Origin of the sequence: Streptomyces orinoci (assembly GCF_003121295.1) — a bacterium.
In the GTDB taxonomy this organism is placed as follows: domain Bacteria; phylum Actinomycetota; class Actinomycetes; order Streptomycetales; family Streptomycetaceae; genus Streptomyces; species Streptomyces orinoci.
Genome location: NZ_PHNC01000007.1, coordinates 1 through 16,318 on the forward strand (window position 1 = coordinate 1; position 16,318 = coordinate 16,318).

Annotated in this window: 8 protein-coding genes and 1 pseudogene; 2 read left to right on the top strand and 7 right to left on the bottom strand. The window is 73.6% G+C overall.

All coding sequences use genetic code 11. From position 1 onward, the window contains the following. Both CV755_RS03905 and CV755_RS03910 read right to left on the bottom strand, forming a co-directional pair. Positions 1-604, bottom strand: a pseudogene (locus tag CV755_RS03905) (hypothetical protein); the annotation flags it as partial. Between the two features lie 95 nt (positions 605-699). Further along, positions 700-2,712, bottom strand: coding sequence for an acetoacetate--CoA ligase (locus CV755_RS03910; protein ID WP_109278726.1), 2,013 nt, complete (start codon positions 2,710-2,712; stop codon positions 700-702). A 208-nt stretch (positions 2,713-2,920) separates the two neighbouring features. Here CV755_RS03910 and CV755_RS03915 point away from each other — a divergent pair, with 208 nt between their 5' ends. Further along, positions 2,921-5,269 (top strand): glycoside hydrolase family 31 protein, encoded by a 2,349-nt coding sequence (locus CV755_RS03915; RefSeq protein ID WP_109278727.1) that lies wholly within the window; start codon positions 2,921-2,923, stop codon positions 5,267-5,269. Between the two features lie 62 nt (positions 5,270-5,331). Here CV755_RS03915 and CV755_RS03920 read toward each other — a convergent pair whose 3' ends face one another. Together CV755_RS03920 and CV755_RS03925 are read right to left on the bottom strand one after the other, a co-directional pair. Continuing rightward, on the bottom strand, positions 5,332-5,775 hold the full coding sequence (locus tag CV755_RS03920; RefSeq protein ID WP_109278728.1) for a roadblock/LC7 domain-containing protein: 444 nt from the start codon (positions 5,773-5,775) through the stop codon (positions 5,332-5,334). Beyond that, the gene (locus CV755_RS03925; RefSeq protein ID WP_109279001.1) at positions 5,772-8,240 is read right to left on the bottom strand and encodes a sensor histidine kinase; all 2,469 of its coding nucleotides are present in this window, start codon (positions 8,238-8,240) and stop codon (positions 5,772-5,774) included. The genes CV755_RS03920 and CV755_RS03925 overlap by 4 nt, the downstream gene beginning before the upstream one ends. Before the next feature lie 353 nt (positions 8,241-8,593). On the opposite strand from CV755_RS03925, the gene CV755_RS03930 reads away from it, so the two are divergent. Continuing rightward, complete coding sequence (locus tag CV755_RS03930; RefSeq protein ID WP_109278729.1) at positions 8,594-8,866, top strand: hypothetical protein; 273 nt, start codon at positions 8,594-8,596, stop codon at positions 8,864-8,866. A gap of 122 nt (positions 8,867-8,988) precedes the next feature. Here the strand turns inward: CV755_RS03930 and CV755_RS03935 are convergent, their stop codons facing one another. The 3 genes from CV755_RS03935 to CV755_RS03945 all read right to left on the bottom strand — a co-directional run bounded on the left by CV755_RS03935 (position 8,989) and on the right by CV755_RS03945 (position 16,266). Continuing rightward, positions 8,989-13,668, bottom strand: coding sequence for a coiled-coil domain-containing protein (locus CV755_RS03935; protein WP_109278730.1), 4,680 nt, complete (start codon positions 13,666-13,668; stop codon positions 8,989-8,991). A 40-nt stretch (positions 13,669-13,708) separates the two neighbouring features. After that, entirely contained in the window at positions 13,709-14,605 is an 897-nt protein-coding gene (locus CV755_RS03940; RefSeq protein ID WP_193553345.1) for a hypothetical protein, read from the bottom strand. A 143-nt stretch (positions 14,606-14,748) separates the two neighbouring features. After that, positions 14,749-16,266, bottom strand: a complete 1,518-nt coding sequence (locus tag CV755_RS03945; RefSeq protein ID WP_109278731.1) for a hypothetical protein — start codon at positions 16,264-16,266, stop codon at positions 14,749-14,751. Positions 16,267-16,318 lie beyond the last annotated feature (52 nt).

Below are 16,318 nucleotides of genomic sequence, written 5' to 3' on the forward strand. Positions count from 1 at the left end.
CCCTGTCCGTCCGCACGGTGAGCACCGCGAGCAGGGGTGCGCTCCCCTCGGCGGGGACGCTGCACACCAGGTGGTGGACGCCCGGGCCCAGGGATTCGACCAGCCGGCGCACCGCCAGTGAGGCCCGGGCGAGCGCCGCCCGTCCGATGTCCTCGCCACAGGTGTCGCAGTCGCCCCGGGTCAGCAGTGCGCCGGCGCGTTCCCGGACGGCCCGCTGTTCGCTCTCCCGCACCAGACGCGGGAGCAGCCGGGTGAGGGGCTGGCCGCGGTATTCCAGCGTCGCCCCGGCGGCAGCCATCTCGGCGGTGTAACGAGTGCGGCTGGAGGGGGAGTCGGGGTCCAGATGGAGGTGTGCGCAGTAGGCCGCGTAGCCGGTGGGGTCGAAGCGGGCGACGCTGGTGTGGCCGCCCCGGGCGGCCAGTGAGCGCAACAGCGCGTCCATCCGCCGCAGATAGGCGGCGTGGTCGTCGAAGGTGAAGCTCCGGTAGCGCCGCATGGCGGCGAAGTCGGCCTCGTCGGCCAACACCGCGACGGTGCTGGCCACTTCCTCCTCGGGCGGCCGCCCGGTGCCGGTCCGGGCGCGGACGTTGTCGGTGTGTGCCATGGTTCCACTCCCCCTGCAGGTCGCACGGTGATCCAGTGCTCACTCACCGTAACCGGGGGCACTGACAACGCCCTTGGGGCGGGGAACGGTGCAGGTCAGGCGGTGGCGCGGCGGCGTCCCAGCTCCTCGTAGAAGGAGAGCAGCGCCGGGTTGTCCACCGAGCCGGGATTGACCGCCTTGGCCAGGGGGGTGCCCTGGAGCAGCCGTTTGACCGGGACTTCGATGCGCTTGCCGGTCAAAGTGTGCGGAATCGCCGCCACTTGGATGACCTCATCGGGTACATGCCGGGGCGAGAGCTGTTCCCGGATGGTCCGCTTGATCTTCTCCAGCAGGGCGTCGTCCAGTTCGGCGCCGGGGGCGAGGTGGACGAACAGCGGCATCCAGTAGCCGCCTTCCGGCTGTTCCACGCCGATGACCAGGGACTCGCGGATTTCCGGGAGGCGTTCGACGGCCTCGTAGATATCCGCCGAACCCATGCGGACGCCCTGGCGGTTGAGGGTGGAGTCGGAGCGGCCGTGGATGATGACGCTGCCGCGCGAGGTGAGCGTGATCCAGTCGCCGTGCCGCCAGACACCGGGGTACATCTCGAAGTAGCTCTCCCGGTAGCGGCCGCCGTCGGGGTCGTTCCAGAAGCGGACCGGCATGGAGGGCATGGGTGCGGTGACCACCAGCTCGCCCACCTCGTCGATGACCGGTTTGCCCTGGGCGTCCCAGGCCTGGAGGTCGGTGCCCAGGCCGGAGGCCTGGAGTTCGCCGATGTACACCGGCAGGGTGGGCACCGCTCCGGCGAAGCAGCTGCACACATCGGTGCCGCCGCTGACCGAGGCGATCCACATGTCCTCGGCGACCTCGTCGTGGATCCAGCGGAAGCCGTCCGGTGGCAGCGGTGATCCGGTGGTGGCCACACAGCGGACCCGGGACAGGTCCAGGTCGCGGCCGGGGTGGAGGTCCGCCTTGCGGCAGGCCATCACATAGGCGGCGGAGGTGCCGAAGAGGGTGGTGCCGGTGCGTTCGGCCACCCGCCACTGGGCCGCGGTGTCGGGGTGGGCGGGGCTGCCGTCGTAGAGCACCACGGTGGCGCCCACCAGCAGGCCGGAGACCAGGAAGTTCCACATCATCCAGCCGGTGGAGGTGTACCAGAAGAAGCGGTCGCCGGGCCCCAGGTCGCAGTGCAGGGTGAGCTGTTTGAGGTGCTCGGCCAGGATGCCGCCCTGGGACTGGACGATGGCCTTGGGCAGGCCGGTGGTACCGGAGGAGTAGAGCACCCACAGCGGATGGTCGAAGGGGACCTGCTCGAAGACCGGCTCGGTGTCCGCCGAGGTGAGGGCGGACCATTCCAGTGTGCCCTCGGGTGCCTCGGTGCCCAGCAGCGGGATGTGCACCACGGCGCGCAGCGTGGGCAGTTGGGCGCGCAGTTCGGCGACCACCTCGGTGCGGTCATGGCGCTTGCCGCCGTACTGGTAGCCGTCAACGGTGAACAGCACCACCGGTTCGACCTGTTGGAACCGGTCCAGCACGCTGCGGGCGCCGAAGTCGGGGGCGCAGGAGGTCCATACGCCGCCGACGGCCGCGGTGGCCAGCAGGGCGATCACGGCCTGCGGGATGTTGGGCAGATAACCGCTGACCCGGTCGCCGGGGCGCACGCCCAGCCGGCGCAGTTCGGCGGCCAGCGAGCCCACCTGGCGGCGGAGTTCGACCCAGGAGACGGGGCGCGGCTGATGGGTCTCGTCCACATACAGCAGCGCGGGCTCCCCGGCGCGTGCGCCGTCCTCGGCGGCGCGCAGGGCGTGCTCGGCGTAGTTGAGGGTGGCGCCGGGGAACCAGGTGGCGCCGGGCATGGTGCGGTCGGCGAGGACGCGCTGGTACGGGGTGGTGAAGCGCACCCGGCACCATTCGGTGGCCGCCGCCCAGAAGCGTTCCAGCTCCTCCACCGACCAGCGGTGCAGGTCGGCGTAGCTCGCCACCGGGTCGCCGGGGACCGGCGCGGGGGCGCCATGGTGCCGGGCGGCCCAGGCGTGGAAGCGGGTGATCTGCGCGCCGGCGACGCGGTCCGCTGAGGGGTACCACAGGGGCTGCGGTGCTTCGGCGGGCTGCGGTGCGCTGGTCATCTGCTTGCTCCCGGGGTGCGCGTGGTCGGCGTCACCGCGTTCATCAGGGTGGGTGCACGCGGCTGACCAGGACGATGCCATGTGATCGAGTCGTGCACCAGGGTCTGCGCCGCATCTCACTTCGGGATGGCCACTAGGGGCTTTTTCAGGGGTGAACGGATGCTGAACGCACCTCGGCCCGGCCGGAGTCGATGGCAGGGTGAGCGCTATGGATGCGCGTGACCTGGGACGGTCGGTCAAGTGGGTGACTTCGTTCAGGATGGTGGGGGCGGCGCGGGTGCTGCGGTCGGTGCGGTCGGCCTGGCGGAACCGGCGGCTGGACGCGGCGGGTCTGCCCCGGCCGGGGGCGGAGCGTGCCCGGGTGCCGGGTGCGGCGGTGGAGGCCCGGCCGCTGCCCGGGGGCGGGGTGATCCGTTTCGCCCGGTCCTCGCTGCTGGTGCGGGTGGCGGCGGGCGGTGCGGTGTTCTGCGGCTGGGACGGGGCCGGACCACAGCCCTCCTATGCGCTGGCGGGGGCGGTGCCGGAGGTGGACGACCGGGTGGTGCTGGAGCCGGATACCGATGGCGGCTGGCGGGTGGTCTCGGAGCGGCTGCTGGTGGTGGTCTCCCGGCATGGTGCGGTGGAGGTGCGTACGCCGGGCGGGGTGGTGCTGCGGCGTGACCAGCCCCCGCGCTGGTGGGAGCCGGTGGAGGTGGCGGCCGGGGAGGGCGGGCCGCGCTGGATGCAGCGGGCCGAAGTCCCGCCGGACGCACGCCACTTCGGTCTGGGCGGCCGCTCGGCGGGCCCCCGGCTGCGGGATGGTGTCTACCGGCTGTGGAACACCGATCCGGGGGGTTCCTTCCAGCCGGGTGACGATCCGCTCTATCTGACCATGCCGGTGCAGCTGGTGGTGGCCGACGCGGGGACGCATCTGGTGTTCCACGACAACTCCTTTGACGGCCGGGTGAGTTTGTGGGAGGGCGAGGAGGGGGCTGGTTCCGGGCATGACCGGCCGGGCCGTTCCGAGATCCGGATGGAGGGCGGCCCGCTGCGCTACTGGGTGCTGGTGGGCACGCCCGCCCGGGTGCTGCGCAACTGGGCGGTGCTGACCGGCGGGGCGGCGCTGCCGCCGGCCTGGGCGCTGGGCCATCACCACTCACGCTGGGGCTTCGGCGGTGCCGAGGAGGTACGACGGGTGGTGGCCGGCTATCGGGAGCGCGGCCTTCCGCTGTCCGCGGTCCATCTGGACATCGACCACTACCGGGGCCACCGGGTGTTCACCGTGGACCGGGAGCACTTTCCCGATCTGCCGGGCCTGGCCCGGGAGCTGGGCGAGTCGGGGGTGCGTCTGGTGTCGATCGTGGATCCGGGGATCAAGGCGGAGCCCGGGCTGGCGGTCTACGACGGCGGGCTGGCGGTGGATGCCTTTGTCCGCGATCCCCGGGGCGAGCCGGTGCGCGGGGAGGTGTGGTCGGGTGAGTCGGTGTATCCGGACTTTACGGATCCGCTGGTGCGCGAGTGGTGGGGTGGGCTGTACGCGGAGCGGCTGGCCGAGGGCTTCTCCGGTTTCTGGCACGACATGAATGAACCGGTGTCCTTCTCGGCCTTCGGTGACCAGTCGCTGCCGCGTTCCGCCCGGCATGTGCTGGAGGGCCGGGGCGGTGACCACCGGGAGGCGCACAATGTCTATGGCCTGCTGATGACCCGGGCGGCATACGAGGGCCTGCGGGTCCTGCGGCCGGCGGAGCGGCCGTTTCTCTTCTCCCGTTCCGGCTGGGCGGGGATGCAGCGCTATGGCGGGACCTGGTCGGGGGATGTGGCCACCGGCTGGCCGGGACTGCGGGCCTCACTGGCGCTGGTGCTGGGCCTGGGGCTGTGCGGAGTTCCCTATTCCGGGCCGGATATCGGGGGGTTCACCGGTTCGCCCTCACCGGAGTTGTATCTGCGCTGGTTTCAACTGGGCTCCTTTCTCCCGCTGTTCCGCACCCATTCGGCGATCTCGACGGGCCGGCGGGAGCCTTGGGAGTTCGGTCCCGAGGTGCTGGAGCATGCGGGGACGGCACTGCGGGAGCGGCAGCGCCTGTTGCCTTACTGGATGACCCTGGCCCAGCTGGCCCGGCGCACCGGTGCCCCCTATGTGCGTCCGCTGTGGTGGCGGGCGCCGGAGGACCGCGCGCTGCGGGACTGCGAGGATGCCTTTCTGCTGGGCGATTCGCTGCTGGTGGCGCCGGTGCTGGAGCAGGGTACGGACCGGCGGGCGGTGCGGCTGCCGCGCGGCTGCTGGTATGACACCGCGACGGGGCGCCTCCATGAGGGGCCCGGGCAGGTGCTGCTGGACGCGCCGCTGTCCCGGATCCCGGTGCTGGCACGGGCCGGTGCGGTGCTGCCGGTCGCCGCGCCGGACGGCTCGGTGGAGCTGGAGGTGTGGACACCGGCCCCCGGGCGTACCGGTGGCGGGGTGCTGATCGGGGAGGACGGGGTGGTGACGCGGTTCACCTCGCGCCGCCGGGATCAGACGGTGCGGGTGGAGCAGGAGGGTGCGGCGGAGGTGGCGTATCCGGTACGGGTACGCGGCTGAGCGGGCCCGGCCCCGCCCCGCCGGGTGAGCGGGGCGGGTCAGGCGGTGCCGGGGCGCGTTCCTCAGCCGCCCGATGTGGCCCGCGGCTCACTCGCCAGGTGGGCGCCCACCCGCTGCACCAGCAGCGTCATCTCATAGGCCACCAGGCCGATGTCGGAGTCGGCGTCGGCGAGTACGGCCAGCGCGCTGCCCTGCCCGGCGGCGGTGACAAACAGAAAGGCCTTGTCCAGTTCGACCACGGTCTGGCGTACCTGTCCGGCGTCGAAGCGCTGGCCCACGCCCTTGGCCAGGCTGTGGAAGCCGGAGGAGATGGCGGCCAGGTGCTCGCCGTCCTCGCGGGTGAGGTCCTTGGAGGTGCCGATGGGCAGGCCGTCGCCGGAGAGCACCAGCGCCTGGCGGATGGTGCCCACCCGCTCGACCAGATCGTCCAGCAGCCAGTTGAGTTTGCCCGCGCCGGCCCCCTGGCCCACGGTGGTCTCCGGCGAAGCGTTGCTTATGGCGGTCATCGACCGTCCCTCTCAGTTGTCGTTCCTGGTGCGGTGGTTCTGGGTGAAGGCGGGGTGCCGCGGCCATGTTCCCGGCCGCGCCGCCAGCCTCGTTGGAGGGCCGTCATCCTGGCCCGTACCTCCTCGGCGTCCCGCGGCGGGGGCTCGGCCTCCGGTGGCCTGGGCGGCTGCGGCCGGCGGGGGCGCCGGGGCAGGCCGCCCGGTGGCGTGGGTTCCGCCTCCGGCAGTGCGTCGGTCAGGGTGCGTCCATGGTCGGAGACCAGCACGGGGGTGCGGCGACGCGGCGGTCCGGTGGCCTCTCCCGTCCTTGGACGCGGCCGCTCGGCCGCCGGGCGCGGGCCGGATAAACGCTCGCCCGGCGAGTGCTCACCCGATGAGCGCTCACCCGGGCTGCCGGGCAGACCGGATAGGCCGGACAAGCCCGGTAAGGGCTCCCCCGATAAGTGCGGGATGGCGAGATGGCGCGGCCCTGGCTCGAACGGGGAGAGCGGCGGCTCCAGTTCGACCGGGGCCCGCCGCGCCGGACGTCCGCTCGCCACGGCCCCGGCCTCCGGCTCCGGCTCCGCCCCGGCCGGGATGTCGGTGAGCAGGGCGGAGGGCAGCAGCACCACGGCGGTGGTGCCGCCATAGGGCGAGGGCTGCAGCGAGACCCTGATGCCATGGCTCCTGGCCAGTCTGCTGACCACGAACAGCCCCAGCCGGTCGGTGCGGGAGAGTTCGAACTCCGGGGCCTCGGCCAGGGCGAGATTGGCCTCGATGAGCGCGTCGGGGGGAAGTCCTGGGCCACGGTCGTGGATCTCCATGGTGAAGCCGTTGGCCACCCGGCTGCCGACCACCTGCACCGCGGTATGCGGCGGGGAGAAGACGGTGGCGTTCTCCAGGAGTTCGGCCAGCAGATGGGTGAGGTCCAGGACGGCGGCGCCGGGCACCGCCAGCTCCGGCAGCCGGCGCAGTTCGATGCGCCCGCAGTCCTCGACCTCGGCGGCGGCCGAGCGGACCACCTCCATCAGCGGCACCGGCCGGCACCACTTGCGGGAGCCGGTGGTGCCCGAGAGGATCACCAGGCTCTCGGCATACCGGCGCATCCGGGTGGCGAGGTGGTCCAGCCGCTGCAGGTCGGCCAGTTCCGCGGAGTCCTCGGTACGGCGTTCCATCTCCTCCAGCAGGGCCAGCTGACGGTGGAGCAGTACCTGGTTGCGGTGGGCGAAGTTGACGAACACCTCGGAGACCTTGCGCCGGGTGCCGGCCTGTTTGACGGCCGCCTCCACGGCGGCGCGCTGCAGGGTGTTGAGCGCCCGGCCGACCTGGCCCAGTTCATTGGGCGGGTAGTCCAGCAAGGGCGCTTCGGTCTCCACATCGACCCGTTCTCCGGCGGCCAGTCTGCGCAGCAGTCCGGGCAGCCGCACCCCGGACACCTCATGGGCCTCCCGCCGCAGCCGGTGCAGTTCCTGGACCAGGGCACGGCCGATCCGCCAGGAGACCACCAGCGAGCAGGCCAGGGCGATCAGTCCGAGCAGCCCGGCGACGGCGGCCTTGACCATCACGGCGTCGGCCACCGGCTCCAGCCGGTCCCGGTAACGGGCCGCGGCGTCGCTGTCCATCCGGGACAGGTCGTCCAGCACCGAGCCCACGGTGGCCTGCCAGCGCCGCTGGGCGACGGCATGGACGGCGGGGCGGCCGGCGCCGGCCGTGATCACCGCCTCCTCGGCGGTGGTCAGCGCATGGGCGTTGCCGCCGCGCCAGTAGTCCTCGTAGAGCTTCTGGTCGGCCACCGGCAGGGCGCTGAGGTTGGTGTTGTAGAGGATCCGGCGGTCGGCCACCCGGTCGGCGAAGCCGCGCAGTTCCCGGGCGTTCATGGTGCCGGCCGTGAACGCGGCGGCAAGCAGGGCGTCTTCGCGGGAGACCGCCTCATGGGCGCGGCCCAGGCCGAGCAGGGCGCGCCCCTGCTTGGCCAGGTCGGCGTCCTGGACGCCGCCGAGGCTGCCCAGCAACTCGTAGTAGGGGTCGATGAGTTCGTTGTAGGCGCGGTAGGCGCCGTACCGGTCCACGGTGCGTTCGCCGATCTTGCGGCGCAGCGCGGGCAGGCCGTCCATGGCCGCTTCCACGGTGTGCAGCCGGTCGGCGGTGCCGGCGGACATGTCCTCGCGCAGGTCGCCATCGACACCGGAGCGGAAGCGGGCCACCGTGCGGTCGGTCGCCCGCTGTGCGGAGCGCAGGCCGGCCGCCGGCCCGGAGCGGGGAGCGGCAAGATAGACCAGGGTCTGACGGCGTTCCTCACGCAGTGCCTGGATGGTGCTGTCAACGGGTCTGCAGATCTTGCGCACCACCTCACCGGCCGAGAACAGCCGGGCGGCCTCCCTTCCAGTGATCACGGTGGCGAAGGCCCACAGAGCGGTCAGGGACACCAACGGCACCAGCAGCAGCGCCACGATCTTCCGGCGGATGGACTTTCCGCGAAAGGGCATGGCCTCCCCCACGTCCTCCCGGCGGCACGGGAGGTGGTGTTCGACAGTAATGCTGCGTGAGCCTACTACTGCGAGGTAGACGCTCGAAGACCCGTACGGACCGGAAATGCGGGCCTGGCCCAGACCAACTACCGCTATTTACTCAGAATTTGCCGGATATTTCCGGGTGGCCGATCCGCTGTGCCCCACTGCGGCCCGTTTTTCCCGGCCGGGTTATTTTGGGAGGCGATTCGGGAATGGCCCGGACATCAGGCAGCCGCTGGGGGAGGTGAGCCGCCGTGCATCAGTCAACTACGCGTCCAGGGCGGGTTCGCAGGCCGCTGTGGGTGGAGGAGCCGGTCCATCGGCCAAGAATGCCGGATCCGGTGCGTACCGCGGCGGTACGGGCCGTGGTCATTGTGGCGGTGACCCTGGTTCAGGCCATGGTGGCGCTGCTGTTCACGCTGGCGGCGTCCTGGTGGGCGTTTCCGGCGGTGCTGTGCACGGTGGCCCTGACGGTGGCGGCGACCTGGGCGGTGCTGGATGTGTGGGTGACCCGGCAGGTCTGGCGGCAGCGTAATGGGGTCATCTCGGTGCCGAGCAGTTCCGCGCGGGCACCGCGGGTGCGGCGGCCTCGTTACCCGTGAGCGCCGGGCTCGCACCCGGGCGGTCCTTCGTCCGCGGATGCGTTGTGGCTGGTCGCGCCCACGCGGCGGAGCCGCATGATGCCGCCGCTCCCGCGCCCCTTTGGGGCGCGGGGGCGAACCGCTCAGCGGGCGACCGAAGCCTCCTCCGTTGGCCGGCGGAACATCCGGGTCGCCGTGATCTCACCGTGCACCGTCTCCGCCCCCGCGTCCCGCTGGGGCAGGCCCGGCCGCAAGTGCTCCTCCACACTGATGTACTTCAGGCCCGCCCGCAGGTCCGCGTCATTGCGCAGCCGGATCACCAGCGGGAACTCGGCCAGCGCGGTGGTGTCGAACAGGCCGGTGGTGTACAGCAGTTGTACGCCCAGCGCATCGGCCACCGCCCGCTGGAGCTCCAGCAGATAGGTGGCGTTGGCCCGGCCGATGGGGTTGTCCAGGAACAGCGTGCCCGCATGCCGCTGCTTGTCCCGGCCCCGGTCGTTGCTGCGCAGCGCCGCCATGGTGCAGTACAGCGCGATGGCCGCGGTCAGCAGCTGGCCGCCGGAGAACACGTCTCCCATCTGCCCCACCGGCACCCGCTCGGCCCGCAGCACCGCGTCCGGCTTGAGGATCTCCACCGCGACCCCGCGCGGCTGCAGCGCCGCCCGTACCCCGCGCAGCAGCAGTGACATGCCGTCCCGGCGCAGGTCGGAGTTCTTCTTCACGGCCGCGCGGGTGGCCTCGTCGATGACCTCCCCGAGCCGTTCGGTGAGGGTGGACTGGTCCGGTTCCTCGAAGCGGATGCGCAGGAACTCCTGGCCCGACCACTCCCCCAGGCCCTCCGGCAGCCGGGACAGCCGCTGGGCCGAACGCAGCGTGGTGAGCGAGGACTCCACCAGGCCGCGCAGCCGGTCCACGATGCTGTCCCGGTTGCGTTCCAGCTGCTCCAGCTCGTCGCTGAGCACCCGCAGCCGGGGCGCGAAGGCCTCCGCCCAGGCGGCGGCGTGCTCCGGCAGCGCGGCCGCCGGGAGTTCGCGGATCTGCTGGCGGGCGGGGGTGCGTACCTGCTCATAGCGGGTGGAGTTGGCGTGCCGCACCAGGACGTCACTGGCCTCGCGGACGGCCGACTCGGCGGCCGACAGCTCGCCGGCGCAGCCGCGCAGCGAACGCCGCGCCTCGGCCGCGGCCTGCCGGGCCTCCTCCAGGGTGCCGGAGTACGGCTCGGGCAGCTCCTCCTCATCGGCGGAGGCGGAGTGGTCCCGCAGCAGATCGCGCAGCAGTGCGGCGGTGTCATCGAAGCCGGTGGCCGCGTCCTCGGCGGCGCGGTGGGCGCGCAGCAGGTCCGCGTGCGCGGTACGGGCGGCCTCCAACGCATCGGTAAGGGCGGCCAGTTCGCCGGTGGCGCTGCGCAGCAGCTCCTTGGCCTGCTCGGCGTCGGCGGGCACCAGCTCCGCGGGCAGCTCGGTGTGTGCCTCGCCGTCCGCCGGGGCCAGCCGCTCGGCCTCGCCGCGCAGCCGGCCCAGCTGCTCGCTGGCGGCCGAGGCGCGGGACTCCAGCATCTGTACCAGTGCCTCGGCCCGGGCCGCGGCCGCCTGCCGGGACGGGCCGTCGGCGCCGTCCGGGCTCTGCAGCAGCTGCTCGGCGCGGGTGCGCACCTTGTTGGTGAGGCGGTCCAGTTCGGCGCGGGCCGCGCTCTCATCGCTCTCCGCGCGGGCCTGTTCGGCGCGCAGATCGGCGCCGACGCCGACCTTCTCGTACACCTGGGACGCCGCCCGGTATGCCTCGCGCAGCGCGGGCAGCGAGGCGGTGGACGCCTCCTGGCCCTCGCCCAGGTCCTCCGGGGCGCCGGCGATCTCGGCGCGTTCGGCGCGCAGCGCGCGGGCGGTGCGGTGGGCGTCGTCGGCGGCGCGCTGGGCGGCCCGCCGGTCCTCGTCCGCGGCCCGGGCCCGGTCCACACAGGCGGCCGCCCGCTCCTCGAACTCGGCCGCTTCCTCGGCCAGTTCACGCAGCCGCAGCTGCCAGTTGGCGCGCTCGCGCAGCCGGTGCGCCAGGCCCGCCAGGGCGTCGGCGACCCGGCGGGCCCGCTGGGCGGTTTCCTGACGCTCGTCACGCACCCGGGCCGTCTCGGCGGCCAGTTCCTCGGCCTCGGCCCGGGCGGTACGGACCTCGGCCAGCGCCTGGGCGGCGGCCTCGGCGGCGGTACGCGAGCGCTCGGCCTCGGCGGCCAGTTCGGTGATCCGGCCTGCCGGGCAGCCGGCCCGCCAGGAGGCCAGCCGGGCGGCCAGGGTGCGGTCCCCGGCCAGCCGGGCGGCGACCGCGCGGATCTCCTCGTCCCGGGCGGCGGCCCGCTCGCGCAGCTCGGTGCGCTCCTGGTCGGCGGCGCTCTCGTCGTGCATGGCCGGGTTCGGCGGCACCAGGAACACCGCCCCGTCCCCGTCCCGCGGCCCCGGCGGGGCCAGTAGCGCGGCGGCGGTGCCCACCGCGACCGCGGAGCGCGGCAACAGCGAGGCGGCGCCCAGGACTTCGCGGGCCCGGCTGTGGGCGTCGGGGTCGGTGATGACCACGCCGTCCACCAGCTCGGGGCGGGCGGCCAGCACCGTGGCGTGGTCGGCGGGATCGACGGCCTGGGCCAGATAGCGCCAGCCGGGCAGCGCCGGGATGCCGTGCTCGCCCAGGTACTCCACCGCGGCCAGCACATCCGGGCTGGGCGGCAGCAGCCCGCCGTCGCCCAGCGCGCCCAGGATGCGGGCGTCATCGGCGGCGGCGGTGCGCAGGTCGAACAACTGCCGCTCGGCGGCGGCCACATTCTCGTCCAGCAGCTCGCGCAGGGCGTCGGCGCTGCGGTCCAGCTCCTCGGCGGTCAGCGGGCCCTGGTCCGGGCCGCCGTCCGCCGCGGGGCCGTCCGCCCCGGGAACGGACGCCGACCGCTGGCCCGGCACCCGGCCGCCCGCCAAGGGCTGGGGCAGACCCAGGAGTTCGGCCAGCCGGGGCTCGGCGCCCAGGGACTCGGCGGCGCGCCGCTCGGCCTCGTACGCCGCCCGCGCGGCCTCGGCCCCGTCGGCGGCCCGGGCGGCCGCCAGCTCGGCCCGGCTCTCCGCGGCCGCGGCCTCCCGGGCCCGGTCGGCGGCCTCCTTGGCGGCTTCCCGGGCCGCCTCATAGGCGGCCAGGGCGGGCTTCTCGGCATCGCTGGCGGCCAGGGCGGCCCTGGCCGGGTCGGCATCCGGGGCGCTGTCGTCCAGCCAGCCGGCCTTCACCGCCTCGGCGGTCTCCTGCTCCACCTCGGCCAGCCGCTGGCGCAGATGACCCGCCTCGCTGCGGGCGCGCTGGGCCTCGGTAGCGGCGGCGGTGGCGTCCCGGTGGGCGGCCTCGCCGGCCTCCTGGAGGGCGGCCGAGCGGGCCTCCTGCTCATCGGCGAGCCGCTCGCCCTGCTCGGCGGCGCTGTTCAGGGCCCGTACCAGGTCGGCGGCGGCCCGGGTACGGGCGGCCAGGGCCGGTGCGGCGTCCCGTTCGGCCTCATGGATGGCGGCGGCCACCCGGGCCGAGCGGTCGGCGGCGGCCCGGTGACGCAGCACGGTCTCGGCGGCCTGCCAGGCGGAGTGCAGGGTACGGGCGTCATTGAGCTCCCGGCGCTGGGCGGCGGCGGCCTTCTCGGCCGCGGTCAGCGCCAAGGAGGCGTGCCGGTAGGCGAGTTCGGCGGCGATCAGCGAGGAGCGGGCCCGCGCGCCGTCGGCGTCGGTGACCCGGTGGGCGGCGGCCGCCACCTGCTCGGCCAGCTCGGCGGCGCGGCCGCGCTCCTCGGCGCCACGCGCCGACAGCCGGCGGGCCAGCAGACGAGTACGGCGCTCGGCAGCGGCGTGCACGCCCCGCGCCTGCTCACGCCGGGCGCCGGCCTCGGCGATCCGGGAGAGCAGGTCCAGCGAGCCGGCGGTGAAGTCGCGTTCGGCGGTGAGTTCGGCCCGGCGGCCCAGCTTGTGGGCGAAGCCGTGCACCAGGTCGGCCAGGCCGTCGGTGTCCCGGGTGTCGGTGACGGCGCGCAGCAGCAGATCGGTGAAGTCGGAGTCGTTCTTCACCGCGAACAGGCCGGCCGCCTCGCCCTCATCGGCGTTCATCTCCCGCTGGTAGCGGAAGAGTTCGGGGTCCAGGCCCAGCTCGCCGAGGTGTTCGTTCCAGCGCTCATGGATCTCCTCCCACACCACGTCCAGGTGCGGGTACGCCTTGCCGGCCTCGGTGAGCGCGTCACGGAAGCCCTTCATGGTGCGGCGGCGTCCCCGGGCACCGGAGGCGCCCGAATGCGCGGCGCCGGAGGCGCCGTCGGCGGGGCCGCGCATGGCGGTGGACTCCGAAACCGGCAGCGAGTCCAGACTCAGGCCGGGCCCCGGGCGGAAGGAGTACCAGGCCTCGGCGAACTTCCGCGGGTCATTGGAGACTTGGCGGCCACGCCACTCGCTGACCTTGCCGACCACCACGCTCTCGCCGGTGAGGACATGCTGCCACTCCAGGGCCACATGCCCGCAGTCGTCGGCCAGCAGGAACTTGCGCAGCACACCGGAGCTGGCGCCGCCCAGAGTGTTGCGGTGGCCGGGCAGCATCACCGAGAAGATCAGCTTGAGCAGGACGGACTTGCCGCCGCCGTTCTCCAGGAAGAGCACGCCCGCGGGCGCCGGGCGGCGCGGCGGGCCGACCGGCTCCTCCTCGAAGAACTCCGCCTGGGCGGGCGCGGGAGACGGCACCGGGGCTCCGACCCCGCGCAGGTCCAGCACGGTGTCGGCGTAGCGCGCACCGGCGGGCCCGATGGAGTAGAGGCGGACCCGGGACAGCTCGTACATGGCGGCGGACTCTCGTTGATCGCTGGTGGTTGGCGGGAGTTCAGGAGTGGAAGGGCAGGCCGGCGTCGGCGACCAGGTCGAGGTCGTCGGCCTCGTCCGGCGGCAGCAGGGTGGCGGAGCCGTCGGCGACGGGCACCACGCCCAGTTCCAGCAGCTCGGTCATGGCGGCGTTGCCCGCCATGTCGCGTACCTGGAGCTGGTAGCGCGGGGTGGTGCGGTAGGTGCCGCCGGATTCGTCGCCGGTGCGCTGGAGGAAGCCGGAGTCCACCAGGAAGGTGACCGCCTTGGCGATGATGCCGGTGGTGGAACCGGCCAGCCGGCGGGCGTCCTTGGTGGCGCCGGTGGCGCTGCGCCGGGCGTAGACCCGCCAGGCGGCCTCCAGGCCGGGGGCGTCGGTGACGGGATCGGTGTTCTCGCCCTGCTCGGCGGCCCGCTCCTCAAGCCGGCGGCATGCCTGGCGGACAAAGGCGTCCACGCCGTTGACGGTGACCCGGCCGATATAGCCGTCGTCGGCCAGGTCCTCGGGGCGCGGGAAGGCCAGGGCGGCGACCGCGAGGTGGGCCAGTCCGTGCAGGAAGCGGTCGCCGGAGTCCACGGTGGCGCGGCGGGCGTAGTCGCCCATCCGGACGGCGAAGACGGAGTCCTCGGCGGCGGTCACCGCCATACCGGCCCGGGTGGAGACCTCCAGGACCACCAGGCCCAGGCCGGCGGCGATGGCGTCGGCGAGCCGGGCGAAGGAGGGGTCCTCGCGGTGGCGGCGCAGGAGTTCGGCGTATTCGGCGTCGCGGGCGGGGGCGAGTTTGGGCTGCAGGCCGAAGGCGATCAGGCGGGCCGCGTCGGCGGCGTCAGCCGGGGTCACCGCGCCGGGTGCCGTTGCCCTGGGCCCGGGCTCCTCCGGCTGCGCGGTTGCTTCGCCGTCGGTCTCGTAGTCGGTCACGTGCTCCACTCCTGTGGTTGCGGACTGGGGATTTCGCCCCGGACCCGCCCTTTCACCGTTTCTCTCGGGGGCTCCGCCCCCATGCCCCCCGGCTGCGGACCGTGGGGGCCGGTCGCGCAGTTCCCCGCGCCCCTTAAGGGGCGCTACGCACCCCGCTCCGCCGCCATACCCGCCGCGTCCAGCAGCGCCTTCCCGACAATCAAGTCGGCCCCGCCGAACTCGGGATCATGCAACTGCGTGCCGTCATCGACCGCGAACAACAGCTCCTGCTCCCCCTGCCGATAGGCGGTCCCCACCGCCGGGCTGGCCGCATGCACCGCCAACAGCGCGACCAGGTACGGCAGTTCGGGGTCCCGGCGGCGCGCGTCCGCCAGCAGCCCGGACAGCCGTCTCGGCGCGTCCGGCGGGAGGTCCAGCAACTCCAGCGCCGAAGCCAGCTGTTCCTCGCTGAACCGGCTGTCGTCCGGCGTCTCCACCAGATCCGGCTCCGGCATCTCCGCCCCCAGATGCTCCCGCTCCGCCGGCGGGGTGAGCAGCATCTCCACCAGGTCCCCCACCCGCACCGAGACCGGTGTACGCAGCCCCGTGCCCCGGGCGAAGAAGGCGTCCGTGACCCTGGTGGCCCGTTCCACCGGCAGCGGCAGCACGGGGGCGACCAGCTGCCCGTAAAGGTCCAGCCCGGCCCGCGCGGCGGGTGCGGCGAAGGCCTGCCGGTCCTGTTCGGCGCGGAACAGCGGACCGGCCTGGAGCAGCCGGGACTGCAACTGGGTATGCCGGCGGATGCAGTCCTTGACGATGTCCACCAGCTCGGCGGCCCGCCGCTTGTGCTCCGGCTCCTCCGTCTCGTCCCGCGCCTTGCGGATATTGGTGAGGATGGCGTTCTCGTGCCGGTAGCGGTCGGCGACGTGCTCCAGCGCCTCGGCGATCATGTCGGGGACGGTGCGCAGCCAGTCCACGGCCCGGACGTTGCGCCGGGTGGCGTCCAGCGTCTTGCGCAGGGTCTCCGCGTACTGGACGGTGCGGTAGCGGGCCTGCTCGGCGGCGAGCTGCGCATCGGCCAGCCGGCCCCGGCTGATCAGCACCTCCAGCTTGACCTCGGCGGCGATCTGGGCGCTGGTGACATCCGTGTCCAGCGCGCCCACCAGGACGTTGACCGCCTCGTCGGTGGTGCGCAGAAACACCGTGCCGCCGGGGCCCGGCACCTCCTCGATCAGCTTGAAGTCGTAGTCGCGGCGGACATACACACCGTCCGCCCCGAAGGTGCCGTAGACGGCGCGGAAGCCGCGGTCCACGCTGCCGACGTTGATGAGGTTCTCCAGCACCCAGCGGGCCACCCGTTCATGCTCCGCGGCCGGGCGCTGCGGCGCCTGGGCGGCGACCCTGGGCAGCAGTCTGGCGACTATCTGCTCATGGTCGGCGCCGGTGTCGAAGTCCATGTTCAGGGTGACCAGGTCGATGGCGGCCAGGGCCACCTCGGCCATCGCGTACACCCCGTACTCACCGGCCAGATTGGCCTTGCGGGCGTCCAGGTCGTGCAGTGGCGCGGTGCAGGCGAGGGCGCGCAGCCGCCGCGCCAGGCCCTCGTCGGCCGCGGGGCCCGGGGCTGGACGCGTATCGCCATTGAGCTGGGGCGAAGCGGCCGTCTGGGCTGGAGAAGTCACGTCGCACAGAGTAGGCGGTCCCTCGGACAACGGACGAAACGGCACGGGCCTC

Bases quoted from the DNA above. Each gene is read 5' to 3' on its own strand.
- CV755_RS03910 (WP_109278726.1), bottom strand. From the start codon at position 2,712: ATGACCAGCGCACCGCAGCCCGCCGAAGCACCGCAGCCCCTGTGGTAC.
- CV755_RS03915 (WP_109278727.1), top strand. From the start codon at position 2,921: ATGGATGCGCGTGACCTGGGACGGTCGGTCAAGTGGGTGACTTCGTTC.
- CV755_RS03920 (WP_109278728.1), bottom strand. From the start codon at position 5,775: ATGACCGCCATAAGCAACGCTTCGCCGGAGACCACCGTGGGCCAGGGG.
- CV755_RS03925 (WP_109279001.1), bottom strand. From the start codon at position 8,240: ATGCCCTTTCGCGGAAAGTCCATCCGCCGGAAGATCGTGGCGCTGCTG.
- CV755_RS03930 (WP_109278729.1), top strand. From the start codon at position 8,594: ATGCCGGATCCGGTGCGTACCGCGGCGGTACGGGCCGTGGTCATTGTG.
- CV755_RS03935 (WP_109278730.1), bottom strand. From the start codon at position 13,668: ATGTACGAGCTGTCCCGGGTCCGCCTCTACTCCATCGGGCCCGCCGGT.